General features: G+C 44.7%; 24 protein-coding genes and 1 pseudogene. 17 read left to right on the plus strand and 8 right to left on the minus strand.

Annotation, left to right across the window (positions count from 1 at the left end; all coding sequences use genetic code 11):
- Nucleotides 1–67 precede the first annotated feature (67 nt).
- Together AC5YB3_RS00250 and AC5YB3_RS00255 are read left to right on the plus strand one after the other, a co-directional pair.
- Complete coding sequence (locus tag AC5YB3_RS00250) at nt 68–958, plus strand: tyrosine-type recombinase/integrase (RefSeq protein WP_494526286.1); 891 nt, start codon at nt 68–70, stop codon at nt 956–958.
- A pseudogene (locus AC5YB3_RS00255) lies at nt 955–2,030 on the plus strand (IS91 family transposase). Before AC5YB3_RS00250 ends, AC5YB3_RS00255 begins: the two are co-directional and overlap by 4 nt.
- 252 nt (nt 2,031–2,282) lie before the next feature.
- On the opposite strand, the gene AC5YB3_RS00260 reads toward AC5YB3_RS00255, so the two are convergent.
- From AC5YB3_RS00260 to AC5YB3_RS00275, 4 genes are all read right to left on the minus strand, one after another.
- Nucleotides 2,283–2,663: a DUF6896 domain-containing protein gene (locus AC5YB3_RS00260; RefSeq protein ID WP_173497372.1), complete on the minus strand. Its 381-nt coding sequence runs from the start codon at nt 2,661–2,663 to the stop codon at nt 2,283–2,285.
- Nucleotides 2,664–2,754: 91 nt separating this feature from the next.
- Nucleotides 2,755–3,171 (minus strand): hypothetical protein, encoded by a 417-nt coding sequence (locus AC5YB3_RS00265; protein WP_494526287.1) that lies wholly within the window; start codon nt 3,169–3,171, stop codon nt 2,755–2,757.
- A 121-nt stretch (nt 3,172–3,292) separates the two neighbouring features.
- Nucleotides 3,293–3,580 (minus strand): hypothetical protein, encoded by a 288-nt coding sequence (locus AC5YB3_RS00270; RefSeq protein ID WP_012088263.1) that lies wholly within the window; start codon nt 3,578–3,580, stop codon nt 3,293–3,295.
- 88 nt (nt 3,581–3,668) lie between these two features.
- A complete protein-coding gene (locus AC5YB3_RS00275; RefSeq protein ID WP_115334096.1) occupies nt 3,669–4,085 on the minus strand; it encodes a hypothetical protein in 417 nt (138 codons plus the stop codon).
- 629 nt (nt 4,086–4,714) lie between these two features.
- On the opposite strand from AC5YB3_RS00275, the gene ltrA reads away from it, so the two are divergent.
- Nucleotides 4,715–6,064, plus strand: a complete 1,350-nt coding sequence (ltrA, locus tag AC5YB3_RS00280; protein WP_014609903.1) for a group II intron reverse transcriptase/maturase — start codon at nt 4,715–4,717, stop codon at nt 6,062–6,064.
- Nucleotides 6,065–6,159: 95 nt separating this feature from the next.
- Here the strand turns inward: ltrA and AC5YB3_RS00285 are convergent, their stop codons facing one another.
- Entirely contained in the window at nt 6,160–6,534 is a 375-nt protein-coding gene (locus AC5YB3_RS00285) for a hypothetical protein (protein ID WP_006087603.1), read from the minus strand.
- A gap of 1,466 nt (nt 6,535–8,000) precedes the next feature.
- Here AC5YB3_RS00285 and AC5YB3_RS00290 point away from each other — a divergent pair.
- The 4 genes from AC5YB3_RS00290 to AC5YB3_RS00305 are packed head-to-tail and all read left to right on the plus strand — an operon-like array spanning nt 8,001 to nt 12,920.
- The gene (locus AC5YB3_RS00290) at nt 8,001–8,621 is read left to right on the plus strand and encodes a TnsA endonuclease N-terminal domain-containing protein (RefSeq protein WP_411357648.1); all 621 of its coding nucleotides are present in this window, start codon (nt 8,001–8,003) and stop codon (nt 8,619–8,621) included.
- Nucleotides 8,621–10,636, plus strand: coding sequence for a TnsB C-terminal domain-containing protein (locus AC5YB3_RS00295; RefSeq protein ID WP_310802531.1), 2,016 nt, complete (start codon nt 8,621–8,623; stop codon nt 10,634–10,636). The genes AC5YB3_RS00290 and AC5YB3_RS00295 overlap by 1 nt, the downstream gene beginning before the upstream one ends.
- A complete protein-coding gene (locus tag AC5YB3_RS00300; RefSeq protein ID WP_115334638.1) occupies nt 10,630–11,580 on the plus strand; it encodes a TniB family NTP-binding protein in 951 nt (316 codons plus the stop codon). Before AC5YB3_RS00295 ends, AC5YB3_RS00300 begins: the two co-directional genes overlap by 7 nt.
- Nucleotides 11,571–12,920, plus strand: a complete 1,350-nt coding sequence (locus AC5YB3_RS00305) for a hypothetical protein (protein ID WP_494526288.1) — start codon at nt 11,571–11,573, stop codon at nt 12,918–12,920. Before AC5YB3_RS00300 ends, AC5YB3_RS00305 begins: the two co-directional genes overlap by 10 nt.
- An 879-nt stretch (nt 12,921–13,799) precedes the next feature.
- On the opposite strand, the gene AC5YB3_RS00310 is transcribed toward AC5YB3_RS00305, so the two are convergent.
- On the minus strand, nt 13,800–15,095 hold the full coding sequence (locus AC5YB3_RS00310) for a tyrosine-type recombinase/integrase (protein ID WP_494526289.1): 1,296 nt from the start codon (nt 15,093–15,095) through the stop codon (nt 13,800–13,802).
- A gap of 61 nt (nt 15,096–15,156) precedes the next feature.
- Nucleotides 15,157–15,375 (minus strand): hypothetical protein, encoded by a 219-nt coding sequence (locus AC5YB3_RS00315; protein WP_494526290.1) that lies wholly within the window; start codon nt 15,373–15,375, stop codon nt 15,157–15,159.
- A gap of 179 nt (nt 15,376–15,554) precedes the next feature.
- On the opposite strand from AC5YB3_RS00315, the gene AC5YB3_RS00320 reads away from it, so the two are divergent.
- Nucleotides 15,555–17,126 carry a DUF3369 domain-containing protein gene (locus tag AC5YB3_RS00320; RefSeq protein ID WP_427615873.1) on the plus strand — a complete coding sequence of 524 codons (1,572 nt, stop codon included), beginning with the start codon at nt 15,555–15,557 and terminating at the stop codon, nt 17,124–17,126.
- A gap of 66 nt (nt 17,127–17,192) precedes the next feature.
- On the opposite strand, the gene AC5YB3_RS00325 is transcribed toward AC5YB3_RS00320, so the two are convergent.
- Nucleotides 17,193–17,645 carry a hypothetical protein gene (locus AC5YB3_RS00325; RefSeq protein ID WP_494526291.1) on the minus strand — a complete coding sequence of 151 codons (453 nt, stop codon included), beginning with the start codon at nt 17,643–17,645 and terminating at the stop codon, nt 17,193–17,195.
- A gap of 258 nt (nt 17,646–17,903) precedes the next feature.
- Between AC5YB3_RS00325 and ccoN the strand changes: the two genes are divergently transcribed.
- The 9 genes from ccoN to etrA all read left to right on the plus strand — a co-directional run bounded on the left by ccoN (nt 17,904) and on the right by etrA (nt 25,914).
- Complete coding sequence (ccoN, locus tag AC5YB3_RS00330) at nt 17,904–19,340, plus strand: cytochrome-c oxidase, cbb3-type subunit I (RefSeq protein ID WP_006081607.1); 1,437 nt, start codon at nt 17,904–17,906, stop codon at nt 19,338–19,340.
- Between the two features lie 13 nt (nt 19,341–19,353).
- Nucleotides 19,354–19,980 (plus strand): cytochrome-c oxidase, cbb3-type subunit II, encoded by a 627-nt coding sequence (ccoO, locus tag AC5YB3_RS00335; RefSeq protein WP_071939829.1) that lies wholly within the window; start codon nt 19,354–19,356, stop codon nt 19,978–19,980.
- 11 nt (nt 19,981–19,991) lie between these two features.
- Entirely contained in the window at nt 19,992–20,168 is a 177-nt protein-coding gene (locus AC5YB3_RS00340) for a CcoQ/FixQ family Cbb3-type cytochrome c oxidase assembly chaperone (RefSeq protein WP_006081605.1), read from the plus strand.
- Entirely contained in the window at nt 20,168–21,136 is a 969-nt protein-coding gene (ccoP, locus tag AC5YB3_RS00345; protein WP_063884424.1) for a cytochrome-c oxidase, cbb3-type subunit III, read from the plus strand. Before AC5YB3_RS00340 ends, ccoP begins: the two co-directional genes overlap by 1 nt.
- A 110-nt stretch (nt 21,137–21,246) precedes the next feature.
- Nucleotides 21,247–21,726 (plus strand): FixH family protein, encoded by a 480-nt coding sequence (locus AC5YB3_RS00350; protein WP_263182351.1) that lies wholly within the window; start codon nt 21,247–21,249, stop codon nt 21,724–21,726.
- Between the two features lie 22 nt (nt 21,727–21,748).
- Nucleotides 21,749–24,148 (plus strand): heavy metal translocating P-type ATPase, encoded by a 2,400-nt coding sequence (locus tag AC5YB3_RS00355; RefSeq protein ID WP_494526292.1) that lies wholly within the window; start codon nt 21,749–21,751, stop codon nt 24,146–24,148.
- A gap of 38 nt (nt 24,149–24,186) precedes the next feature.
- The gene (gene ccoS / locus AC5YB3_RS00360; RefSeq protein ID WP_006081601.1) at nt 24,187–24,402 is read left to right on the plus strand and encodes a cbb3-type cytochrome oxidase assembly protein CcoS; all 216 of its coding nucleotides are present in this window, start codon (nt 24,187–24,189) and stop codon (nt 24,400–24,402) included.
- A gap of 11 nt (nt 24,403–24,413) precedes the next feature.
- Nucleotides 24,414–25,106 carry a sulfite exporter TauE/SafE family protein gene (locus AC5YB3_RS00365; RefSeq protein ID WP_494527208.1) on the plus strand — a complete coding sequence of 231 codons (693 nt, stop codon included), beginning with the start codon at nt 24,414–24,416 and terminating at the stop codon, nt 25,104–25,106.
- Nucleotides 25,107–25,161: 55 nt separating this feature from the next.
- Nucleotides 25,162–25,914 carry an electron transport transcriptional regulator EtrA gene (gene etrA, locus AC5YB3_RS00370; protein ID WP_006081599.1) on the plus strand — a complete coding sequence of 251 codons (753 nt, stop codon included), beginning with the start codon at nt 25,162–25,164 and terminating at the stop codon, nt 25,912–25,914.
- The last annotated feature ends 80 nt before the right edge of the window (nt 25,915–25,994 follow it).

The raw sequence follows: 25,994 nt of genomic DNA on the forward strand, positions 1-25,994 counted from the left end.
TTTTGCCCCTCATCCTAAATACTTGCTAGACGCGACCTGCTTCGGTCGCAAACCTAGGAGTATCATCATGGACATTCACGAACAACAACGCTTTGATTTACTTTATCAACAACATCTTACCAACTTAACCTTACAAGGCAAGCGGCCTGCAACCATTGATGCCTATAGCCGAGCTATACGCCGTATTGCAGCATATTTTGACTGCTGCCCCGATACCCTGACCTCCGATGATTTAAAGCGCTATTTTGCCGACTTAATTGCCTCACATTCATGGAGCACCGTCAAACTCGACCGCAACGGCTTGCAGTTTTTCTACTTTCACGTCCTCAATAAATCTTGGCAGTGGCTTAATATTGTTAAGCCTCCACAGGTGAAACACCTGCCCGATATCCTCACGCCCTGCGAGGTCGCGATAGTTATCAGCCTCACGCGCCAGCTGCGTTATCAGGTCTGTTTCTTAACCCTGTACAGCATGGGATTGCGCCTTGGTGAAGCGATTTCATTACAGGTCGGGGATATTGATGCAGGACTCATGCAGGTGCATATCCGTGATGCTAAAGGTGGCAAGGATAGACTGGTGCCTTTACCTCAACGCACCTTGTTAGCCTTACGCTATTATTGGCGCACCCACCGTCATCCTCGTTGGCTATTTCCGGGTAAAGATAATCAACCTGATTCACTCATGGACAGAGGCGGGCTCCAAAAAGCCATGAAGCAAGTCATTTTAGAGTGCAACATTCATAAAGCCATCAGCCCGCACAGTCTACGCCACAGTTATGCCACCCATTTACTGGAGCAAGGACTCGATTTGCGCTCAGTGCAAACACTGCTTGGCCATCACAGCCTGAATACCACCGCCCGTTACACGCGGCTCACTGATATCACCCGTAAAAACACTTGTGAGGCGATTAACCAACTGACCAACGGCTTAGCTTTGAGGTGGGAGTGTGGGTTATGAGCCAGTTTATCGATATTTTACGCCAACATCTGGCGGATTTTCGGCGGCGTTATGTCCATCAAATCACCCCAGAAATACATGCTGCTATCCATGCCATGCTCAGCTGTCGTTGCAACACGGCGAGGGTGAGTTGCTGGGATTGTCAAACCTGCGAGCAACAGCTTGAGTTTCCGCTCTCTTGCGGTCATCGCAGTTGCCCACAGTGCCAACATGTGACTGGCTGAGTAAACAACAAGCTAAGTTATTACCGGTGAATTATTTTATGGTGACCTTTACCTTGCCGTTTGAATTAAGAGCCATAGCGAAGTCGCAACCCGAGCCGTTCTATCACGCCATGTTTACCGTGGCAGCGAGTGTACTCAAAGACTTTGCCGCACGCTCCCCTAAGCTCAGTGGTGACATCGGCTTCACCGGCGTACTGCATACTCACAGTCGGCGCAGAGACTACCATCCACATCTGCACTTCATTATCCCAGCAGGGAGCTACCACTCAGGCAAGCGGCAATGGCGCAAGTGTCAAACCCATTACTTATTTAACGCCTTTATTCTTGCCAAGGTGTGGCGAGCACGTTTACTGGCTTATCTGAGTGACACGCTTCAACTCACCCTACCACATCAATCCCAGTCGAAATGGGTGGTCGATTGTCAGTTCGTCGGTAAAGGCGAACCTGCACTGCAATATCTGTCGCGCTACCTTTATCGGGGCGTATTACCCGACAGCAGTATTTGTCGTCATGTCGATAATCAGGTGAGTTTTACCTATCAAGACAGTCAGGCCCGCTGCCAACAAGTACGCAGCTTGCCCGCCGTCGAATTTCTGTGGTTGGTACTGCAACATGTGTTACCCAAAGGATTACGGCGAGTACGAGACTATGGCTTACTGCGAGGCAATGCCAAAAAGCTACGGCAACAAATCCAACTGATGTTGGCTGTCGCAGGTGCAGTGTTCCCCATGTTACCTGAGGTCAAACGTACCTTAGCCGTGCGCTATTGCCCTTGCTGCCATCAAGCTATGCATTTTATGGGTGTTCATATGCATCATCGACCGACAGGCGCTAATATCACCGCTTAAGGCGAGAAGTATAAGGATAACGGGTTAACCAAACAGAATGAGGACTCGATAACAGCTTGATGAACAAGTGATAAAAATATTAGCTCGTTCGCTAAGGGCGGGTCATGTCTGCAAAAAGTTTCTTTCAAAATAAGACCTTCGCCAGTACAAATTCTCAATCCGCTATTTGCATAATAAAGTGTCAACAATCAACATCGGGCTTGTTCAACACTTGGGATAAGGTCGCGGCTACGCGCGGCCTATCCTTATTTGTTATGCATTTTGTGACAACGCCTCTGAAATGGCCTTTTTCATCAGTTCTTCATCATCAAGTAATTCGCGGTAGTTCTCGTATGGCAAGTTTCCATCGTTTACTTGCCTTTCAATAAAAATCTGCATTCGCCACGGATCTGGGTCGGGTTTGTCAAAATCAAAATCGATTCCTCCAACACCTGGAGTTTTAAAAACATCTACTCCGATACCATGAGTCCGAATATTCCAAGCTGTTCCTGGCACTAATTTGCAACCACGATTTTCGCTAGAAAGAATGTCCTCTACTTTCGATAGGCCGAACCCAAGTCGAATTAGCTCTTTCGCCCAGCTCATCTGGGCATACCATAACGGAATGGCTGCTGTGATTGGATTCGTACTCATGACATCCTTAATGCATAACGCCCCGCGCATGCGCGCGAACGTGTGAGCGTCGCAGGGGACGCAGGCCCCGAATGACGCGGATTGTTATGTTTTACCACACCGATACCTTTGTCTCGATGTAGATTGAATGCTCATCCAGCTCACCAGTAGGCAGCAAAGTGACTGACTCAATCTGAACAAACTTACCTTCACGAACACTATCAGAAAGCCAATAATCTTCTCTTGCCAAAGAAAACTCAGGTTGTCCGATAGCGCCAGGTTGAGCCCCATTTAGATCGTCATCCAAAGGCTCGATTGAAACAATGTCGTAAAGCTGGCCATCTTTGACGAATGGGCCAACATGCGTAATTTTGCCCTTTGAGATATCCGGCGACAATGAAGCCCACCATTCAGAGGTGCCAATGTGAGGGTGTTCCGTAAAAAATTCAGGGAATGACGATTGAAGCTCGTTGTTTATTTCAGAAGCCCAATCAGCATTTTCTTTTTCTAAGTCGAAGATTACATCCATGTCATTTCCTTTAAAACATAACGCCTAGCACAACGGCGTAGTAATGTTGGCGACTTTTGTGCGTTTCTTTGCGCAAAAGGTGCAAATATTACGGAGTCCGTTGGTGCTACTTGTTAGCTGATTACTCTGCATATTCTTCAATTTCCCATTCTGCACCAACATGTTGACGCCAAGCATGCCAGCCAGGAGGGATATGTGCCACCTCTTTAACCGTAGGGTCTAACTTTACAATTTCAGCCATACATACGAGCGCAATATTTTCTTCTTCTGCATCATCTAATCCGATGAATTGCCAACCATGATCTTCTTCATCGTGGCATACATGAAGTATTGGAGCACCCTCATGAATAATGTCTTTGTTTGTCACCGCCACACAGGTTTCTATCTGATCAAATGGCCAATCACTCATGACTTCTCCTAGCAGCTAACGCTCGGCTTTGGGGCGAGTGCTTTTTACGCGTCCCGCCGCGCTTTCCAGCGGCAACAACAGCCGCTTGTTAAATCTCGCCACGCTGATACTCCAAATACTTTTTAGCTTCATCTTTAGTTATGTCATCAGTTGATTCATTACTAGAAACTGTCTCTAAAATCGATAACCATTCTGATTTTTCAGCTTCAGGAACACCGTTAATTATTCTGTTTACCATCCACAAAGTAAGAACTGTAGGCTTACGCTTCAATGATTCTTTCAAAGCTTTGTGATAATCATTTTTTTCTTCTAAGAAGTGAACCAATGGCCCAGGCGATCCTAACTCTTTGTCATGAGATTCTTCCATGAATCTAAATATCGCTGGAATAGCATCCCTCTTATTTGGAAGCTTTTCAATACGTTCGATAAAGTCATAAAGCATTCCAAGATCTGCTTCATGACATTCATCAAACTTTACTTTGTTTAATTCGATCTCGAAATCCATATCGTACTACCTAAAGAGATTTAACGCCTTACTAATAGGCGCATAAATGCTTGGCTAAAATTAGCGACGAAGGAGCGCAAGCCAAGCGTTTTGCGTCCTTTTGAGTAACTTGTGTACGCCCAGCATGGGCATGAACTAATGAGGTGAAAGTCCTCTGTAGGAAGGTCACCGTTCAATAACATGCTGTTATTAAACGTTAACTACTAGCGAATGGCAAGGGCTTATCCGCGAGGATTGGTCTGAAGGAAGCCGCTAGCAAATTTGCGAGCTGATGAACAAGAACATCATATGAGGCGTAGGCTAGAGGTGAGTTGGCACAAGACGACGAAACCACGTGATCTAATGGCCACCGTAAATGATGCAGCAGTGCAAAGAAAGTTCATGTTCTTATCTGGGGAGATCTGCTTAACACGCGATCGGTCAATAACCAGTAAGGCTCTGGTCTATTAAGTGCCTTGGCTTTTCAATCTCATCGACTGAAAAGAGCGAACCAGATGAAAACCGATAGCGCATGACGGGGTAACTCGGTATGTGATTAAGCAGAAGTCAGCAGACGGCATAGTAGCCCAACGCCCATCGTAATGGTTGGGATATGGTGAAGGCCTGAACATTTAGAAGAAGGAGGAGTCTTGTCAAACTTGTCGATACCCACTACGTCGCCAGACGATTACTATCGGCAGCGTATTGATATGCAACCGGCCTTCAACAGCGATTTATTCCAACAACTACTCGAACCTGAAAATCTACACCGAGCTTGGCGTCAAGTTAAAGCCAATAAAGGCGCGGCTGGCATCGATGGCATGACTATCGAAGCCTTCCCGCTTTGGATGCAACAAGGCGGTTGGCAACGGTGTAAATCTCTACTGGAACGAGGTGAATATAACCCTTCAGCAGTCAGACGCGTAGAGATCGACAAACCCGATGGCGGTAAACGCAAACTGGGTATCCCTAACGTCATTGATCGTGTGATACAGCAAGCTATTGCTCAAATTCTCACGCCGTTGTTTGACCCTTTCTTCTCGGCTAATAGCTTCGGCTTTAGACCGAATAGGAATGCCAAACAAGCGGTCTTGCAAGTCAGAGATATCATCAAACAGAAGCGCAAATTTGCCGTCGATGTTGATCTGTCCAAGTTCTTTGATCGAGTAAATCACGACCTGTTGATGACTCAATTGAGGATCAAGGTACAGGATAAGCGTCTGCTGGCGCTTATTGGTAAATACCTGCGAGCTGGTGTGATGGTCAACGACCAATTTGAAGCAAGCTTCGAAGGCGTGCCTCAAGGCGGCCCACTCTCGCCATTACTCTCTAACATTATGTTGGACAGTCTTGATAAAGAGCTGGAAAGCCGAGGGCACAAATTCGCCCGCTACGCGGACGACTTTATCATTTTGGTAAAGTCTATTCGAGCGGGAGAGCGGGTACTCAAGAGTATTACTCGCTACCTTGCCACTAAGCTAAAACTGGTTGTTAATGAACAGAAAAGCCAAGTGGTAGAGGTAGGTCAAAGCAAGTTCCTCGGTTTTACCTTTAACCGCGGGAAGATCCAGTGGCATGCTAAAACATTACACATTTTTAAACAAAAGATGAAACGCCTGACGAACCGAAATTGGGGCGTTAGCATGGGATATCAATTGTTTAAAGTACGGCAATACATGCAAGGCTGGATCAACTACTTTGGCATAGCCAACGCTTATCAAGGGTGTGTCGATTTAGACCATTGGATCCGTCGTCGAGTGCGTATGTGCTACTGGCGTCAGTGGCGAAAACCGCGGACTAAGGTACAAAACTTACTTAAACGTGGCGTCAGGATCCAAGCTGCCGTTGCTTGTGGGATCACAAGTAAAGGCCCATGGCGGAGCTCGAAAACACCAGGAATACAGCAAGCGCTGAGTAATGAGTATCTTAAGAAAGCAGGATTGTATTCACTGAGAGATGGATGGATCGCGGTTCACTATCCGAACCAGAAAACAGGTTAGGCGTTCTAAATGAACCGCCCTGTGCGGAGCCGCATGCAGGGTGGTGTGGGGGCTGGAGGCTAGATACCTCCGGCTACCCGATTATGTAACATGTGTCATGAGCCTTTCATGATGTTTTGATTAAGCTCTTCAAATTCCTGCATTAATTTATCGCAGGCAGCCTTTTTAGCCTGACAAAGAGCTGTCATTTGAATATAAACACTTTGTTTTTTCTCAAGCACTGTACGCTTTACTGCTGCTGGATGCGCAGGGTGTGAATCTGGAGTAAACGACCATAAGACCATATTAGAGTCTTCTTGGTCTTCGATGATTGTCCATCCGCCTTGCACACTAGTTTTCGTCCCATCTTTATTTTTTAATGCTTCCAAAGCTAGGGCGACTGTTTTAAAACCAATTGAGCTATTTTCATCAGCATATGACGGGGCAGAAAGTAATGCAGCCAAACAAATTACTATGATTCCAAATTTCACATTACTCTCCTTGTTACATAACATTTTATTAGTGCGCATGCGCGTTTACCTCATTAGACCAGTAAAAACGCGCACTGTTAATTACTTGTAATAAAAGGAACTTATCAGCTTTTTTTCAAATACACCATCTGGAAAAACGCGCATGCGCGTTTCCCAAACCTATTATCTGCTTAATGAAAAGTATAAGTAATTAATTTTAATGCTATTTATTTAAACGAAAATGAGAAAACGCGCACGAATACAGGATGAAAATCGTTCAAAAATCCTTATAATTTGAATACGACTGTATAATTATCCAGTTTTTGATGGGTAGTAATGAATTACATCACACGGGTGTAATGATGAAAATGTCTAAGACAGAAAGTCCGTTTGTTACTGATCTACTGACAACTTGTTAACTCGTTTTGGGGCATAAGCTATTTAGAACAGACTGCCATATTGATAACTTAAGATTGGCATTGTTGTATCCACTGTTCGTCGTTGCATTCGTATATTTTATTGTGACTCAGGAATGAACGGATCGACCGCAGTTCATTATCCTAGCCAGAAGTAGGTTCGGTATCTAAGGTCTAATACCCGCATGCCTTGACAAGCAAAAACGTTATAGATGGTAATGTTATCAGTCATATCACCAACCTTCCCCTCTCTTGTGGACAACAAATAGAGTACGCTTCAAACATTTGCCCCTTACTCAACTCTCGCGTTAATACGCCACATGAAGGCATGCTGCTGCATTCCGGCGTGTTTAGCGCGTCTTGCCCATCGAGGTTCAGCATGCGTTTATCTGGCCAAACAAACATGCATTTCCAAATCGCGACATCAGGGGCAACTTTCGAATGGGTTATGCGTAATTAAAAACAATAAACTTGCCTTTTTTCACGGTTGGCTAAAAAAAATCTCCATTTCCTCAAAAATATTTTTTTGCTGACAAATTTAAGGTTAATTCGTCGTTTATATCATTGTTATGTAGTAACAAATTTTAATGTGGATTAATCGGCTTACCCTTAAGTTAGCGATGTTCACATCGTCATTTTGTAAAGATGGATTTACAGCAAAAATGCGCTTATGCAGAGCATATTTTAAAATTAATGCTTTAAAAACAATGATTTTTAAAAATCATTGTGAATGCATTTTTTGAATGTGATGCGTTTTTAAAATACGCTTTCAAGCTAAAAGAATTGAAATAAAACAGCGAGGTATCAATAGCGATTGGGGGCATCGAAGCGTGATGAACGCCTGCATGTTTTTTTAAAATGAATTGTGCCTTGCGCGAAAATTCACAAGTTTTTGTGGATTTTCGAAAATTGAATATGCTGCTCGCGTGTTAACAAACACACGTGAGCGCTTTCCCCGTGTCGGGAAAGACGTTTGCCTTATCCATAGGGGTAACCTTTAATTTTAGCAGAGATTAATTTTTCCGCTGCAAATTAACGGTTAGCACTCTGAAATGTAGCAAGAGGTGTAACGTGAGTAACAAGTATAAAGCGAATAAATCACGCGGCAGGCATGTATATCAATATTTTTCGCAGAAGAATCAAGCCCCGCTGAAGGTCGAATCATTCCTTGAATTGTGTATTGCGGCGCAGATGGAGTGTGAACCGAATATCGTTGCCTATGCTGCGCAGCCTGAAAGCCTGCATCTCCATGACAGTATTACCAATAAGATCATTCGATATACACCTGATTTTCTTATTAAATATGCTAATGGTACTGCGGCATTTATTGAAGTCCATCATTCAAGCCATATCACGAAAGACTTCCAGTCGCGATTAGCGCTATTCAATGAATACTCACTTAAGACGGCTAATGTCCCTATCGTCCTCGTTGATGAGCGTCAGTTAACGCCCATGATTTATACCAACCTCCAGTTAATCGCTAATCGGCGTTCTGCACGGTTATCATGTACGCTCAACCATGCAGACCTACCTGAATTATTGACATTTGAGGCGTTAGTCGATTGGCTCAAGCCTAGAAGCCAAACGTCCGTGGGTGATGCATATCATTTAGTCGGAGCCGGTTTTTACCAATTCGACAAATCACAGTTGCTACTGGCAAGCACAACCCTGAATAAGGTGATGCTATCGTGATGTTTGCTCAGGCGCGTGACCATCAATTCCACAATAGCAACGGCGACATCATGACGGTCTTGTTTGCTGATGACGTGTCGATTTTGCTCGAAGTGGATGATGATGAAAAAACGCGAGAGTTCTTAGCGCTAGATGTATTTAGCACAAAACTGCATGAGAAAACCCTTTTCCCCAAACCGGTCGAAAAAACGCGTCTCATTTTGTCCCCAGTACAGCAAGCGACTCGGGATTCGCGGATTGTTTATATTCATACGCTGCGCGACATGCTGCAGAACGACGAAACCCTAAAGCCGACGACGTCCACTACCTATCAGAAAATGATTGAAGTTGTTGAGGAGAATTACCCTGCACTCAGAGGGGCTGAACATCCCAAGAAAACAACGATTAACCGTTACTGGAAGACTTGGATAAGCTCACGTTTCAATGATGACAGTTTAATCTGTAAATCACGCTCACATACCCCTCGTATCGGTGAGGAGTCTAACGCGTTAATCGACACGTATTTGAGCACGACTTACCAAGATAGTCGCCATAAAGTGGCTACGGGTCATTATGCTTGTTACAAACAAGATGCGCTGAAAGCACGTGAAACAAATCCCAATATTATCGTTGCAAGCAAACGAACGTTTTCGCGCAGAATTGAAGCGAGACAGTCGATTTGTGACAAATTAGACGATCCAAAAACTCCCCACGCTGAACGTCAGCAGCTCTCACTTAACCTGATTAAACGGATAAAACTGCATTACCCATTGCAACGTGTTGAACTCGATTGTTTGCACACAAATATCCGTGTTATTGATGATGTCACGGGGGAGTTAACTGAGCCTGTGGTCATCTATTATGCACTTGATTGTTATACGCGTGCACCGCTAAGTATGGTTTTTGATTATGGCAAAGGAGAAGCGACGGAGGTTGTTTTACAGTTGATCCAAAATACGTATTTGCGTGACGACAATCTCCCCTTTTGCGGTAAGACAGATACGTTCATCATGGATAATGGCCCTGCATTTAACAACAAGTTAATTAAGAGTCTATGTGAACAGCTGGGGAGCAATATCGTTTATACCCCTTCGAATACACCGTCAGCGAAACCCTTTGTAGAATCGCACTTTAGAGTGTTTAGGCAAAAATTTGAATCGATGGTGGTGACGGATTCAGCCGGCAACCGCACTGTTGGTTTAAATACCTATCCGAAAAAAGGCACTAGAACAAAAATAAATCCACTTAAGAATACGCATATCACTGCCAGTACGTTCACAAAGATAATCAATACCATGCTGACAGAATACGCTCACAAGACCCATTCAGGGTTAAATTGTTCACCGATATTCTGTTGGCAGCAATCTAGGGTGGTGCAATCTTATTATGATTACGATTCTATTAAGCACCACTTCCATGTCGCGACACAGGCGCATGAGCAGCAACTCGATTCAAGAGGTTTTGTCCGTGTATTGAAACACCGCTTCACCAGTGTTGAACTGAAAAAAGTGCATACGTTACTCATGACCTATGGTCACAAAAACGTCAACCCCACCGTTCAGGTGTTTTACAACCCCTATGATGCAAGCAGTGTCACTGTCAGCGTTGCGCTCCCGAACGAGACAGAGGCCAGGTCAATCGTTGCTTATAATTATGATGAAGAAATCAACTCGCGTTGGCCCGTTTCCTTTGCACAGTTAAATGGCAAAGTGCAGAAAGGACAACACATTTTCCAAACTGAAAAACATCAGGTTACCGGTCAATATGCCGTCACGATTGACCGTTTCATTCCCGCCAAAACAGTACGTATTAAACGAAGTGGCAAACCGACAAGTTCGTTTGAAGACAATAATGCAAAAGAACTGTCAATCGAGCAGCGCATTCAGAATGCCAATGCGACTGATTCGTTAAAAGATATTAAGTGGCAAAACTCATTAGACAAGACTGAATTGGCTGACAAACAACGCGCAAGCCAACTGAATGAACCAGAACAAATTATTGATAACACGCAAAGGGACACTAAAGCCTTATGGTAGTCAGCATACCTACACCTGTAGACACCTTTATTGTTAAACATACATTGGTTAAACACGCCCATGAACAAATTGGGCGAGTTCATCAAATGTGTCACCTTCCCAATAATAAAAAAGGCGTGCTCATTTATGGTAAATCGGGCGAAGGCAAAACCTACATCGCTGAATGTTATGCCGCTCAGTTTCCTCCGGTGAAAGAAGTCGACCACATTCGTCTGCCGATATTTACTTACCGTTTTCAAGAAGCGAAAAGCAAAGTTGATGATATTTTACGACTGTTGATAACGGAATTAGGCGTGCAGCCCCCCATAGGTAAAGTTGCCGCGGGTGAGTTAGATAAGCAATTTCGATTTCTGATTAAAGCACGTGGTGTCGAGCTTATTATTCTTGATGAAATTCAACAGGTTTTTCCTGCTAAACAAGGGAAAATTGCATTAGACATGTTGAAATACTTCTGCGCCCTACTCGACACGCTCACTTGTTCAATTGTCTTTATCGGTAGTGAGCGGGCCATGCGACTCCTGACCTTCGGCGAAGTGGATAAAACCGTCGACGACAACGAGCAACTCAGTCGCCGAATGCTGAGGTCAGTAAAACTGCATCGTATCTTACCGAGAACGCAAGAATGGGTTGATTGTATCAACAGCTTTCTACAGCAAATCAGCGCTCCTCAAATTGGTATCGAGGATAAAGAGCTATTAGATAGACTTTACGTTGCCTATATGGAGCGCAGCTTCAGTACCCTTGATGGCTTATTCATGCGTGAAGATATGAGTCATATCAAAGACCGCCACACACTGATGATGCGTTTAAAAGCGAACTTTTATATTTACAGCCAAAACGTCAATAATCCCTTTGATGAGTCTGAATATAGCTATAGGGCAATAGACGCTGCGGTCACACATGAATACCAGAAATTAAAGCGGGAGTTGAAAACGTGTCTTTAGCCTTTTCGCCACAGAGAAAACCTGATGAAGTTAGCATCGGTTACCTTCTTCGTTTAGCGCGCGTTAATGGTTACGCAAGGATTGGGAGTATACTGTCGTCAACTGAGCAAAATAACATTATTAAGCTTCAAATTACACCGGCTCTGAATGCTAAATTTGGCATACCAATAAGCCAAGGTGATGTGTTTTCTACGATTATCAATCCGATGTTTAACCGCAACATTCAACTCAACCCTAAAGTGTGTATTCAGTGCTTGAATGAAGATGGCTACCTGTTAACGGAAGTGCAAAATCCGTTTTGTCATGCCTGTTCCAAACACCAATCTGCACTGACGAGTCAATGCACCACGTGTTACGAAAGCCTTGCTTGGGATATTCCACTTATAAAAGGGCACTGTACTTCTCCTCGATGCGGGGTACAACTGAAACCCTCGTCAGAAAATGTACGTTCATTGAGCGAGGCTCAAGTGTCAGATTGCCTCTATGCCGCACTGGTATTGGAAAAAGAGCACATCATGGCGCTCAAACCGAACGCCTATGCTTCACTGCCATTTTATGAAAACATGCTCGAAAAGGGGTATCGGTTATTAACGGATAATGCATTTTTTCGAGAGTGGGTACAAAAGACACTTCAGGCAACCTCATCTTTACTACCTCACAATATCCGCAGTGTGGCTATTGTGCAGTTCCTTGAAACACTTTCCTGTACGTGGCCTGCCGCTACGTTAGATATTGTTATCCCAGCTACCCCCGCAGATGGCATTGCTCTTCCGGTGACAGAACAATGGCTTCCATTTGGAAAAGCGTCTCGGCTACTTGAGCTGAGGCCAGAAGAATTGCAGCTGCTTCAACACGTTAATTTAGTGAAACATGCACGTAAAAGCAGACTTCACCATAATAGCCAAATTGATGTCGCACCTATTTTCCAGTTGTTAGTCGGTAACGACATCCAACCTGGCATGGTGTGCTTATCAACACTCACGGAGGTCATGGTGCATAATGATGTTGAAATGTATGACATTCTCATAGGATTCAAAGAAGGCCGCCTGCAGTTAGGATATGGCGAAGGTCACAATTTACGACGTGCTATCTGGTGCGAACCGGCGTCTTTTATACGCTTTGCAAAAGACGTCTTTAGCAAGCGGCAATATGACGCTATCTCCCTAGAGAAAGCGGTATCATTAACAGGCTTACCCATGGAGCTACTTCACGCACTTAGAAAAATGGGTAAACTTCGCCCTCCTCGCGTCGCGCGTGCCGGCAGTCTGGCACTTTGCCAATTTGAAGATGTACTACAAATACGCCAGCAACAAAAACCGATGCAGTTATCACTCATATAACAAAGCAATGCTACCTGTTAAAAACTATATATATGAGGTGCTTACGATTTATCCTAAAGCATCGACACTAAGGTTAAAACCCACATTCGTCATCGGTAATGATGTGGGTTTTAAGCTGAAAGCCATTCATATAAATCCCACTTAATATCCCCATCGCTTAACTCATTAAAGCAATATCGTCCTGCACCCAATATCCGTTCCAAATATATGTAGCAGACCTCCGCACTCAGATACGATTTAAAACATGGCGTTTTATCCGCGCAAATTTCAATTCGTTTAGATTTTTAAATATACGCCTGTATTGTCGGCGGCTCACTTACCACACCTACAACATATGTAAGTAGAAACCTTGAAGCAATCCGATATGCGTTGACTTGATATTTGATTTGTGGAAAATGAATAGATTGGCGGCGAATAAAGCATAGTATCACCACCAAGCCATTGATTTTAAGGTGAAAAATAAATCTCAATTTAGGTGGCAAAAATGTTCAAAAATCTCAACTTGAATGGCAGTGTTGTTATTTCGTTAAACCATCAAGTCATTGAATAAGTTCAATTACGGCTGCCTGAGATTCTCATTCTGTGTGACCACGAACACTGTTCGTGGCCACTCAGAATGAGATTTCGCGGCAGACTGAGAATTCCTCTTATACTTATATCTAGAATGTAATCTAACCTATTGATACTTATGCACCATTCAATCAGAAGTCTTCTATCGTATATACGACTTAGGAGCTTTAATGTGTAGAAATCTCAACTCATGTGATATGGATACCGTTTTACTAAATCTCCATACCCTTGAATAACATGATTATTATGTAGTGCCTGAGATTCTCAATCTGTGTGGCCATAAACAATGAGTCATGGCTTAGGGCTTAGTTACTCTATGCCTTTTAAATGGTCTATTGGTTTATTGAATGCACTTTCATGACGTTCGATTTGGCTTGTGTGCAAATACTGCGATGTGGTGTCGATACTCTCGTGGCCCGCGTCGGCTTGTACATGGGATAATGGTCTGCGGTTGATATTGATATCGTGCGTGATGCCTGTGTGGCGAATATTATGGGCCGTGAGTTTACGCATCTGTGCACCGTCTTGTGCAAAACCATCTGTCTCGATACTTTCTGCTGCCAGATTGATAATACTTTGAATTTCATCGCGGACTTGGCGAATACCGAGATTGGCATTGAGGATACCCACATCTCGACCGCGGCCAGCGGCTTTGTGCCGAACAAACAAAGGATGGTTCTCGTTTGGCGCTGGATAATCCGCTAATCCTAAAAACTGACGATATTTAACTAAAGCATCGAGTAAAGCTTTTGAGATTGCCACGCTGCGCCTTTTACCGCCTTTACTCAATGGAATATGAAAACTCCAAATACCCGTTTGTTGATTGTGCTTAAACTGATCCATCACCGGTGAATAACCTGCACGTGCAGACACATCTGAGATGCGTAAATAGCAGCAATAAATCAATGAAATCAGAAATAAACTTCTTTGATGTAATTCTGGGGATGCTTCTGCCAGCGCGGTTACAGTTGCCATAATGTATGACCACTGCAATTCAGTGAATGCGAGGCTGTTTTCCTCTTCATGACTCTGGCGCTGATATTGCCGATTGGCCGCGAACCGACTGTGATTCAGCCAGATCTGCGCAGGATTACGCTCACAATATTCTTCGCTTGTCAGGTACGAGTAAAACGAAGACAAAATAGCCATTTTTGTTTTTAACGCATTGTCGCTTAACGCATAAGGCTGGATTTGTCCGAGTCGTTTTTTACCGACAAATGGCCGCCATTGCGGGTTTGGAACCCGTTCATCATGCATTTTATCAAACTTGAACTGCGGCACATTAAAATAGCCAATCAGTGCTATGGGCGGCGCTTGGCAGTAATCAACGTAATGGCTGATGTCTTTGCGTGTGACTTCAATGGGCGACATTGAAACCACATCAAAACACCAATGCAGAAACGTAGTGAGCTCGCTGCGATAGGCTTTATAGTTGTTTTCGTTGTGCTTTTGTTCAAACAACCAATCACTGGCGTGCTCGATCACTAAGCCCGCATCAACCACCTTTTTCATGCTGATTTGAGTGATGTAGTGGTTAACAACACTATTGCCAACTTGTATGAATTCAAATGAGTCAAATAGCGGGATTACTGGAGGAAGTTGCATATTACATCTGAATTATAAGGGTTTCTAATATGATAATACTTAAACGCAAATGCCGATAACGTTATTTATCGGCATCAAGAGAGGCCAGATTTTTAGTGCAAGTTGAAAACGTACATTGCTGGCACGTAATGCGCTTTTGGCAACAAATCAGGCATAACTGCCACACTTGCTGTTTAGATTGACTGTCCAAGCACCTAAAGTCCGCAGCGCAGAGGTGTCCATCCTGTATAAGCTGTGCCAGTTTATGGGGTGAAATCGATAAATTAATCCGCTGACTCATGCCCTTACCCTCCAATCATAGTGTGATATTAACAGAATACACAAATGATAACTGTTATCAACAACTCAGTTGAAGGTTTGCCACTCACCTCGCTATTTAATGTAAGATTTTGCACTTGTTTGAAATGTGTCTACTACACTGATTATGTGATCATTATTTTTATTTGAATGAGGTATCGGATGCTGATTGATCTTGCAAAGAAAAACCCGCTGTTTTCCGGTAAAAAGCATACCGAGACAACTGAGTCTGGTATTCCTTGGAAGGTATTAGTGGTCGATGATGAACCTGATGTTCATACCGTCACTAAACTTGCCCTATCCCGCTTTAAACTCGATGGCCGCGCCCTCACCTTTATCAATGCCTACAGTGCTGAACAAGCAAAAGAGTTACTCAATCAAGAACGTGATATCGCCATCGCCTTTATTGATGTTGTGATGGAGAGTGATCATGCAGGCTTAGAGTTAGTGAAATGGATCCGTGAAGAACTCCAAAATAAAACCACACGATTAATCCTGCGCACGGGCCAACCTGGTCAAGCACCTGAAGAAGACGTTATCGTCAATTACGATATTAATGATTACAAAGCCAAAGCTGAACTCGATTCCCGTAAACTCATGACTAGCGTCTACTCTGCCCTGCGCTCCTATCGCGATATCATGGAAATTGAGCAAGCAAGGCGTACCCAAATCAACCACCGTAAAGGGTTAGAAAGAGTACTAGAAGCAACATCTGGATTATTTGAGCTACGCACCCTGCATAAATTCGCCGATGGACTGCTTACTCAAGTCGCCACCCTGCTTAATCTGGATTCAGAAACCCTGCTGCTGACATGCAATGCCATTGATGCGATCAGCGGCCATCTTGATCCCGTGAACATAGAGATCCTCGCGGGAACAGGCCAGTTTTCCAATAAAAACCATATTACTCAATTGCCAGAGCATATCGACCGCTTGCTGCGCAATGCGCTCACGCAAAAACGCTGCCTCTATGAAGACAACTGTTTTGTCGGTTACTTCCCCACAAAAAGCGGGTTAATCAATCTATTGTATATGGATGGTATTGATAAAATTGATGATCTTGATAAGAAGCTCATTGATATTTTTGCCATCAACGTCGGCGTTGCATTTGAAAACTTGCTGCTCAGTCAAGAAGTCGAAGATACCCAATCTGAGCTCATTCTGCGTTTAGGGGATGTGGTTGAAAGCCGCTCAAAAGAAGCCGCCAATCACGTGAAACGTATGGCGGAATATTGCTCCCAACTCGCTTTACTCGCTGGTTTACCTGAATACGAAGCCGATTTACTGCGCCGCGCCTCACCTATGCATGACATAGGTAAAATAGCGATCCCCGATGCCGTTCTGCTCAAACCTGGTAAGTTAGATGATGAAGAATGGCAAGTCATGCGTCAGCACCCTACGATTGGTCATCAGATTTTGGCGAATTCAGAGCGCCCGATCCTCAAAGCTGCATCGATTATTGCACTGCAACACCATGAAAAATATGATGGTTCTGGTTATCCCGCAAATTTAAAACAAGACGAAATTCACATTTTCGCGCGGATTGTGGCTATTGCAGATGTGTTTGATGCACTTTCCCATGCCCGCTGCTATAAAACGGCTTGGCCTTTAGAGGAAGTGTTAGCTGAAATGCGTAAAGGCGCCGCAAAACACTTTGATCCACACTTATTGCAGCTTTTTATCGATAATGTGGATATTTTTGTCAAAGTAAAAGACAACTGGAAGGACAATTAAGCTGCGATAACCAGCGGTAATTGTCCGAAAGTTTTGAAGGCTATTTGAGTCAGTATTAAGCCAGTCTTAACCGTTGTCATCAGCGAGAAAATCAAACACTGCCGTTTTAGTTTCGCCATTAAGGTTGAAACTAACAAAGCCGCGCCAAACCATATAACCACTGCTACAAGAGCCATATACCATTTGACCAATATAAGTCCTTTCGTCGGTTTGCTTCACATTAACGGGAATAACGCCCATAAACATATCTCTTCCTTCTAAGCGAATTTGCACATCGGTAATGGGCGAAGACGCTAATAGCGTTAATGTTAATGGCTTTTCGCTCGGTGCATTTGCTGGCAACAGACTAACAGTGAGTTTGATATCGCCCACTTGTTTAACACAATCCCCTGCCGAAAACTGACAAAGTGAAGGATCAAGACTGCTTTTAAGCGTGACTTGCTTAGCATCTTCAGTACAAGCTGTGAGATTGAAGAGAATTAACGCAATGAATAAATAGGGATTAGGACGATTTAGCACAAAGATTAACCTTACGACGCAATATGTTAACATTCTATGGCGTAGGTTGATCTAGATCAACTTTCTACACCCCTTCTTTGGTATCTTTTTTGATATTGCTCAAGTATCATTGCGAAACCTCATATTTGAGCAAAAATATGCAGGGTAACGCATTGACATGACTCAGCAACCTGAATAGGGAAGCTGAGTTTTATGTCATTTTATAACAGGTAAAGCTTGTCTTTACTAAAAGTAAAAGTAATAAGCAGTGGAAGCATTATGATGAACCATTCCCAGCCAACAGGCGCTGATTACAATTACGCCATTGTCCGCCAATTTGCCTTAACCACAGTTTTGTGGGGTATTGTTGGTATGTCAGTCGGCGTATTAATTGCGGCTCAGTTAATCTGGCCTCAGCTGAACTTTGACACTCCTTGGTTAACGTATAGTCGCTTGCGACCATTACACACCAATGCGGTGATCTTCGCGTTCGGTACATCAGCCCTTTTTGCAACATCCTATTATGTCGTACAACGCACCTGTCAAACCCGACTATTTGCACCTAAGTTAGCCGCATTTACGTTTTGGGGATGGCAAGCCATCATTCTGTCAGCAGCTATCACTTTGCCAATGGGTTTCACCCAAGGTAAAGAATACGCTGAATTAGAATGGCCTATCGATATCGCAATTACTATCGTTTGGGTGTCCTACGCTATTGTGTTCTTCGGTACTATTATCAAACGAACGACTTCGCATATTTACGTGGCGAACTGGTTCTTTGGTGCCTTTATTATTACCGTTGCCGTACTACACATAGTTAACTCTATGGCAGTACCAGTCAGTCTGTTCAAGTCATACTCTCTGTATAGCGGCGCTGTCGATGCTATGGTGCAGTGGTGGTATGGTCACAACGCTGTAGGTTTCTTATTAACCGCAGGCTTCTTGGGGATGATGTATTACTTCGTACCTAAGCAAGCGGGTCGTCCTGTGTACTCTTACCGTCTATCTATTGTCCATTTTTGGGCTTTGATCGCACTGTATATTTGGGCTGGTCCTCACCACTTACATTACACAGCTTTACCTGACTGGACTCAGTCTTTAGGTATGGTGATGTCACTGATCCTATTCGCACCTTCTTGGGGCGGTATGATTAACGGTATCATGACCTTGTCTGGTGCTTGGCATAAACTGCGTACTGACCCTGTACTGCGTTTCTTAGTCGTTTCTCTGTCTTTCTACGGTATGTCTACCTTCGAAGGTCCGATGATGGCAATTAAGACAGTTAACGCACTATCACATTATACAGACTGGACTATCGGTCACGTTCACTCCGGCGCGCTAGGCTGGGTTGCAATGGTGTCTATTGGTTCTCTGTATCACTTGATCCCTGTATTGTTCGGCCACGGCCGTATGTACAGCATCAAGTTAGTCAACGTCCATTTCTGGTTAGCGACTATTGGTACTGTGCTTTACATCGTCTCTATGTGGATTTCAGGTGTAATGCAAGGTCTAATGTGGCGCGCAGTGAATGCTGACGGTACTTTGACTTATAGCTTTGTTGAGAGTCTTGAAGCTTCATATCCTTTCTACTTTGTACGTTTCCTTGGCGGTTGTTTCTTCCTGACCGGTATGCTGATCATGGCATATAACGTGATCCGTACTGTGAAAGCCTCTAAAGATTCATTGCCAGCATTGGCTGAACCAACAGCGGCTTAAAGGAGCAAACTCGATGAAATTTAATCATGAGATAGTTGAAAAAAACATCGGTTTGTTAGCGATCTTTACCGTTATCGCTATCAGTTTCGGTAGTCTGGTTGAAATCACACCGTTGATTTTTCAAAAAGATACGACTGAGCCAGTTGAAGGTTTAAAGCCATACACTGCCCTGCAAATTGAAGGGCGTGACATCTATGTTCGTGAAGGTTGTTATAACTGTCACAGCCAGATGATCCGTCCTTTACGTGCAGAAACTGAACGTTATGGTCACTACTCTGTTGCGGGTGAATCGGTTTGGGATCATCCATTCCAATGGGGTTCTAAGCGTACAGGTCCTGATCTTGCACGTGTTGGTGGTCGTTACAGCGATAAATGGCATGAAGTTCACTTAATCGATCCTCGTGCTGTAGTACCTCAATCAAATATGCCAGGGTTCCCATGGTTAGCCGAAAACAAGTTAGACGGCGAACTGACGGGCGATAAGATGACTATCCTACGTAACATGCATAAAGGCGGTTACAAAGGTAATGATCTTTATACCGATGAAGAAATCGCAGGCGCACAGAAAGCTGTTGTCGGTAAGACAGAGCTGGAAGCCTTGATTGCATATCTTCAGTCTTTGGGTCACGCACTCAAATAAGGAGGCAATATATGGATTACGGCACATTACAAGGCATTTTAACCATCATTGTGATGCTGACCTTCGTCGGTATATTTGCTTGGGCATATAGCTCGCGTCGTCAAAAATCATTTGATGAAGCAGCTAACCTTGTGTTTTCCGATGAGGAAGTCAGCAAGGTATCGAAGGACTCAGGAGAGAATAAGTGATGAGTAGCTTCTGGAGTGTTTGGATTACCGTACTCTCGTTAGTCGTGATCGCGGGTTGTTTTCTATTACTGCGTGTGTGTTCAAAGAACACCACCGGCGTAAAAGAAGGCGAATCCATGGGTCACAGTTTCGACGGTATTGAAGAACTCAATAACCCACTGCCAAAATGGTGGAGTTATATGTTCTATATCACTATCGTGTTTGGCTTGATCTATCTAGCCTTATTTCCTGGTTTAGGTAACTACAAAGGCCTTTTAGGCTGGACGAGTTCTAACCAAAGCATTGGTACTGAACAAGGTATTAAAGCCGATTCTGCCGCAGCCATTGAGCTTGCAGCAAAAGAAGGCCGTTATGTTCAGTATGACCAAGAAGTAAAACACGCTAATGAAAAATATGGCCCAATCTTCGCGGCTTACTTGGCAACACCACTAGAAGAATTAGTGAAAAACCAAGAAGCATTGAAAGTGGGCGGCCGTTTGTTCCTACAAAACTGCGCACAGTGCCATGGCTCTGACGCACGTGGTAGCAAAGGCTTCCCTAATCTCACCGATGGTGACTGGTTATATGGTGGCGACTTAGCCACGATTAAAACCACTATCATGGGTGGTCGTCATGGCATGATGCCGCCGAAAGGTGGTTTGCCAATCGATGACAGCGAAATTGCGGGTTTAGCTGAATACGTTGTTAAATTGTCTGGTCGTGAGCACGATGAAACACTCGCAGCTCAAGGTCAAGGCTCGTTCATGAAAGGTTGTTTTGCGTGTCATGGTATGGACGCTAAAGGCAACAAGTTCATGGGTGCTCCTAATTTAACTGACGATGTTTGGTTATATGGCGGTAGCCGTGGCGTGATCGAAGAGACCATTAAACATGGTCGCGCAGGTGTAATGCCAGCGTGGAAAGACGTTCTCGGTGAAGAGAAAGTTCACGTAATCGCAGCTTATGTTTATAGCTTGTCAAACAAGTAATTAGATATGGGTAACGCTAAGGCCTCGAAGACTTCGAGGCCTTTTTTTTAAAGTGCTAAAACCAGCTTTTAACGGTAAAATGGCGCAAATTTTTTGAATGGGTATCTGACATGAACGAACAACAAGCCTGGTATAAGCAGTTCTGGCCTTGGTTTTTAATTATTCTTCCTTTATGTGCTGTCATCGCAAGTTTTACCACACTGAAAATTGCCCTTACTAACTCGGACTCTTTAGTCGCCGAGGATTACTACAAAGAAGGCAAAGCCATTAATATGGACTTGAGTAAAGTGAAGTATGCCAAACAAATCGGCATGAGCTTTTTACTCGAACAAACTAATAATGAAATTTTACTGACGCAACAAGGTGGCCCCGCTTCTCAAGCTGCCCTAAAAGTCGAGTTCTACCATCCCACGATTGCCGACAGAGACATCAAGCTCACCGCCACTGCCGATGCCAGTAATGTGTATCGCATTACCGTGCCTGCCACACTGACCGGCCCTTGGGAAGTGCGTCTTGAAAGTTACGATGGCAAATGGCGCATTCACCAGCGCGTTGAATTAAAAGATCACGTCCAACTTTGGCTGAACTGATTGTGGTTAAATAAGTAGCACTATGACGTATCCAAGTTGTTTTCACTGCCAAGAGCCCGTGCTGACGGGCCAGCAGTTTGTGACCCGCATTAATGATCGTGATGAACTCATGTGTTGCCCTGGCTGTCAGGCGGTTTCTCAGGCGATTGTGGATGCGGGATTACTCAGTTACTACAAGTTCCGCACTGAACCCGGCAGTAAACAGAACGCCCTCGTCCCCGAAGCCTTAACGCAGTTTAGTGCCTATGACTTGCCCGAAGTGCAGCAAGACTTTGTCCATTCTGAGGACAATATCGAGTCAGTGTCGCTCTCCATCGATGGCATCACCTGCGCGGCCTGTGCTTGGTTGATTGAGCACAAAGTAAAACAACTAACGGGCGTAAGCCAAGTGCTCGTCAACTCGACCACCCAAAGGGCGATGATCAGTTGGGATAAACGCACGGTAAAACTCAGCGATATCCTCGGGCAAATTAGCCGCATCGGTTATCAAGCCGCGCCCTATCAAGTCGATGAGCAAGAGCTCAACAACAAACTCAATAGTCGTAAGTTTTTATTGCGCTTAGGCTTAGCGGGTTTTGCGACCATGCAAGTGATGATGTTCGCCCTCGCCCTCTATACAGGCTACTTCACCGATTTAGATGTGCAGTATCGGGATTATTTCCGTTGGGTCAGCATGATTTTTGCCACACCCGTGGTGCTTTACTCGGCGCAGCCCTTCTATTTCAGTGCTATTCGTACCTTGCTCAGCGGCAAACTCAATATGGATGTGTCTGTGTCCATTGCGATTGGCGGCGCATACGTTGCCAGCTGTTTTGCCACAGTAAATGGCACAGGCGAAGTGTATTTTGAATCAGTGTCCATGTTTACCTTCTTCCTGTTATTGGGACGCTACTTCGAGCAGAAAGCCAGACAAAAGGCCTCGGTCAGCTCGAGTAATTTGCATAAGTTGGTACCGCTCACAGCGCACTTAGTGAACGACAATGGTCAGGAAGAAATTCCCGCCAAAAAGTTACGTCTCAATGATGTGATCCTCGTCAAACCGGGTGAAATGATTGCAGCCGATGGTGTAGTGATTGAAGGTCACACTAGCATCAATGAAGCTATGCTCACCGGCGAGCAAATGCCAATTGAAAAAACTATTGCTAGCCAAGTTTACGCAGGCACAATCAACGTCGACCAACCCATCAAAGTTAGCGTCACAGCGCTAGGGCAAGACCAACTTGTGGCTGAGATTATTCGACTGCAGGAGCTTGCATCCAATACTAAACCTGCAATTGCGCTATTAGCCGATAAATTATCGCGTTATTTCTCGGGCACAATCCTGACCATAGCGACAATCACCTATTTGGTTTGGCATCAAATTTCCCCTGAGGATGCCTTTTGGGTAACACTTTCGGTTTTGGTCGCCACTTGTCCTTGCGCCTTAGCACTTGCCACACCGACAGCAGTCACCTGCGCGACCGCTATTTTCACTCGCCTTGGGATTATTACTCGCAAAGCCGGTGTCTTTGAAAAACTGCCGCTGATCAAACATGTTGTCTTTGATAAAACCGGCACCCTCACCTGTGGTACCCTCTCTATCGGGCAAACGCAGTGCATGGCAGATTTATCCAAGACGCAAGCCTTAGCCATTGCCGCAGCGCTGGAAACAGGCTCTCGCCACCCGATTGCAGCGGCATTTACCGTGTTTGCAGATAATGCATTGGTTGCCGAAGAGGTTCACCATAAAGTCGGCTTTGGCGTTCGAGGTCGTATTGATGGCACTGATTACTTAATTGGCAATGCCGTATTTACCGGCGCGAGTATTGATACTCGTGACCCAGCCCAAAAGATTTGGTTAGCACGTTCATGCAATGAACAGCTTGAAGTACTGGCAAGCTTTGAAATTCAAGACAATATTCGCCAAGACAGCAAAGCCACGGTTGAAATGTTAAAGCAGCAAGGTTGCCGCATCAGTATTGCCAGCGGCGATAGCTCGGGGCATGTACATCAACTGGCAAAAGAGCTTGGGATTGACGATGTGCACAGCGGCTTAATGCCTGCAGATAAACTTGCCCTCGTGACCCGATTACAACAGCATACACGGGTTGCCATGTTTGGCGATGGCATCAACGATGCGCCTGTGCTTGCGGGAGCCGATTTGTCTGTGGCCATGGGCAGCGGCAGTGCTATCGCGAAAAACAGTGCCGATTTAATTTTATTGGGGGATCATCTGTCCCGCTTCACCCAAGCCGTCAGCGTTGCGAAACTGACAACACAGATTATCAGACAAAATTTAGCGTGGGCGCTGGGTTACAACGCCCTAATTTTGCCCTTAGCCGTTACTGGCCATGTGGCACCTTATATCGCCGCCATTGGCATGTCGGCGAGTTCTTTGATTGTGGTCGGTAATAGCCTGAGATTATTGCGGGTTAAAGTGTGATCACAATAAAAGTAAAACCAGAATAGTAAGAGGTCATTATGGAAATTATTTATGTGCTTATCCCCATTGCCATGATCTTTGTCGCCATCGCTGTAATGGTATTTTTTTGGGCGGTGAAATCCGAACAATTTGACGATTTAGACCGCCAAAGTGTGTCGATATTATTCGACGAAGACACTGTAAAACCAAACAGCCATCCCGTACCTGAGAAAGAGAAAGCCGAAGCAGCGCAAGAAAGAGGCATGCCTCTGTGATTGAGTACGCAGTGATTGAGTACAATGTCACTGGGGCTTTTCTCGTTGGTCTCATGGGCGCCGCACATTGCTTTGGCATGTGTGGCGGTTTAGTGGGTGCGTTCTCAGCCCAAATCCCCAATGGCAAAACAGGTAATCTGCTTGCGCATCAGCTCAAGTATCTACTGAGTTACAACCTTGGGCGTATTTTGAGTTACACCTTAGCGGGCGGCTTAGTGGGCGCTTCGGCGGCAGGTCTTGGTCACTTATTTGAACTGGATACGTATTTGATTGTGCTGCGCATCATTGCCGGACTGATGATGATCGCAACTGGGCTGTATATCGCCAAAATTTGGGTTGGAATCGTGCAGATTGAGCGCGTTGGCCAATGGTTATGGCAATATTTAAAACCCATAGCGCAACGCCTTGTTCCTATTCAAAATCCGAGCCAAGCGGTTATGGCGGGATTCATTTGGGGCTGGCTCCCCTGCGGCCTTGTCTATAGCACCTTAACCTGGTCGGTCGCATCTGGCTCTGCCAGCCAAGGCGCCTTGATTATGTTAGCCTTTGGATTAGGCACCTTACCCGCCCTATTGAGTGCAGGCGTGGCAGCAAAACGACTCGCTGCTTGGGTTCAACAGAAAACCGTTAGACGATTGAGCGGCTTACTGTTAATTGCGTTTGGTGGTCAAACTTTATATATCGCACTCGCGCAGCTAAACTAGCCCAAGTGAGTGAATTGGTTTAACATGGCTGCAGTGGATAAACTTGAGAATCAACATGACAATTGAACAAAATAAGAATCGTCGTCCTGCCGCTAGCGGATGCACAATCCATTGTCACGATTGCAGTATGGGTACCCTTTGTATTCCTTTTACCCTCAATGCAAGTGAGCTAGATCAGCTCGATGATATTATCGAGCGTAAAAAGCCGATCCAAAAAGGCGAGCAAATTTTTAAATCGGGTGATGCGTTAAAATCCCTGTTTGCGATCCGCTCTGGCACCATCAAAAGTTACACTATTACCGAGCAAGGCGATGAGCAGATCACCGGCTTCCACTTAGCGGGTGATGTGATTGGTTTTGACGGTATCCACGCCCAGTTGCACCAGAGTTTTGCACAGGCACTCGAGACCTCCATGGTCTGTGAAATCCCCTTTAATATCCTCGATGAACTTTCAGGCACTATGCCTAAATTGCGTCAGCAGATCATGCGCCTGATGAGCAATGAGATCATGAGCGATCAAGAAATGATCCTGCTACTCAGCAAGAAAAATGCTGAAGAACGTCTGGCAGCCTTTATCAGTAATCTGGCTAATCGTTTTGGTAGCCGTGGCTTCTCGCCCAAAGAATTCCGCTTAACCATGACCCGCGGTGACATTGGTAATTATCTCGGTTTGACCGTAGAGACCATCAGTCGCTTACTTGGGCGTTTCCAAAAATCAGGCTTGATTGAAGTTAAGGGTAAGTACATTACTATCCTCGACTCGCAAGAGCTGAATCTGTTAGCGGGTAATTCGCGCATAGCGAGATAGTTCACCGCAAGAGTGTTTGCTGCAAAAAAATTGAGTGCAGCATAATAGTTAAGTGCAAGAGAGTTACGCGCTAGGTCCTT

This window comes from Shewanella sp. 1311, from assembly GCF_059338235.1.

Coding starts and splice junctions, on each gene's coding strand:
- AC5YB3_RS00250 (WP_494526286.1), top strand. CDS start 68: ATGGACATTCACGAACAACAACGCTTTGATTTACTTTATCAACAACAT.
- AC5YB3_RS00260 (WP_173497372.1), bottom strand. CDS start 2,663: ATGAGTACGAATCCAATCACAGCAGCCATTCCGTTATGGTATGCCCAG.
- AC5YB3_RS00265 (WP_494526287.1), bottom strand. CDS start 3,171: ATGGATGTAATCTTCGACTTAGAAAAAGAAAATGCTGATTGGGCTTCT.
- AC5YB3_RS00270 (WP_012088263.1), bottom strand. CDS start 3,580: ATGAGTGATTGGCCATTTGATCAGATAGAAACCTGTGTGGCGGTGACA.
- AC5YB3_RS00275 (WP_115334096.1), bottom strand. CDS start 4,085: ATGGATTTCGAGATCGAATTAAACAAAGTAAAGTTTGATGAATGTCAT.
- AC5YB3_RS00295 (WP_310802531.1), top strand. CDS start 8,621: ATGTTTGCTCAGGCGCGTGACCATCAATTCCACAATAGCAACGGCGAC.
- AC5YB3_RS00300 (WP_115334638.1), top strand. CDS start 10,630: ATGGTAGTCAGCATACCTACACCTGTAGACACCTTTATTGTTAAACAT.
- AC5YB3_RS00310 (WP_494526289.1), bottom strand. CDS start 15,095: ATGCAACTTCCTCCAGTAATCCCGCTATTTGACTCATTTGAATTCATA.
- AC5YB3_RS00315 (WP_494526290.1), bottom strand. CDS start 15,375: ATGAGTCAGCGGATTAATTTATCGATTTCACCCCATAAACTGGCACAG.
- AC5YB3_RS00320 (WP_427615873.1), top strand. CDS start 15,555: ATGCTGATTGATCTTGCAAAGAAAAACCCGCTGTTTTCCGGTAAAAAG.
- ccoN (WP_006081607.1), top strand. CDS start 17,904: ATGATGAACCATTCCCAGCCAACAGGCGCTGATTACAATTACGCCATT.
- ccoO (WP_071939829.1), top strand. CDS start 19,354: ATGAAATTTAATCATGAGATAGTTGAAAAAAACATCGGTTTGTTAGCG.
- AC5YB3_RS00340 (WP_006081605.1), top strand. CDS start 19,992: ATGGATTACGGCACATTACAAGGCATTTTAACCATCATTGTGATGCTG.
- ccoP (WP_063884424.1), top strand. CDS start 20,168: ATGAGTAGCTTCTGGAGTGTTTGGATTACCGTACTCTCGTTAGTCGTG.
- AC5YB3_RS00350 (WP_263182351.1), top strand. CDS start 21,247: ATGAACGAACAACAAGCCTGGTATAAGCAGTTCTGGCCTTGGTTTTTA.
- AC5YB3_RS00355 (WP_494526292.1), top strand. CDS start 21,749: ATGACGTATCCAAGTTGTTTTCACTGCCAAGAGCCCGTGCTGACGGGC.
- ccoS (WP_006081601.1), top strand. CDS start 24,187: ATGGAAATTATTTATGTGCTTATCCCCATTGCCATGATCTTTGTCGCC.
- etrA (WP_006081599.1), top strand. CDS start 25,162: ATGACAATTGAACAAAATAAGAATCGTCGTCCTGCCGCTAGCGGATGC.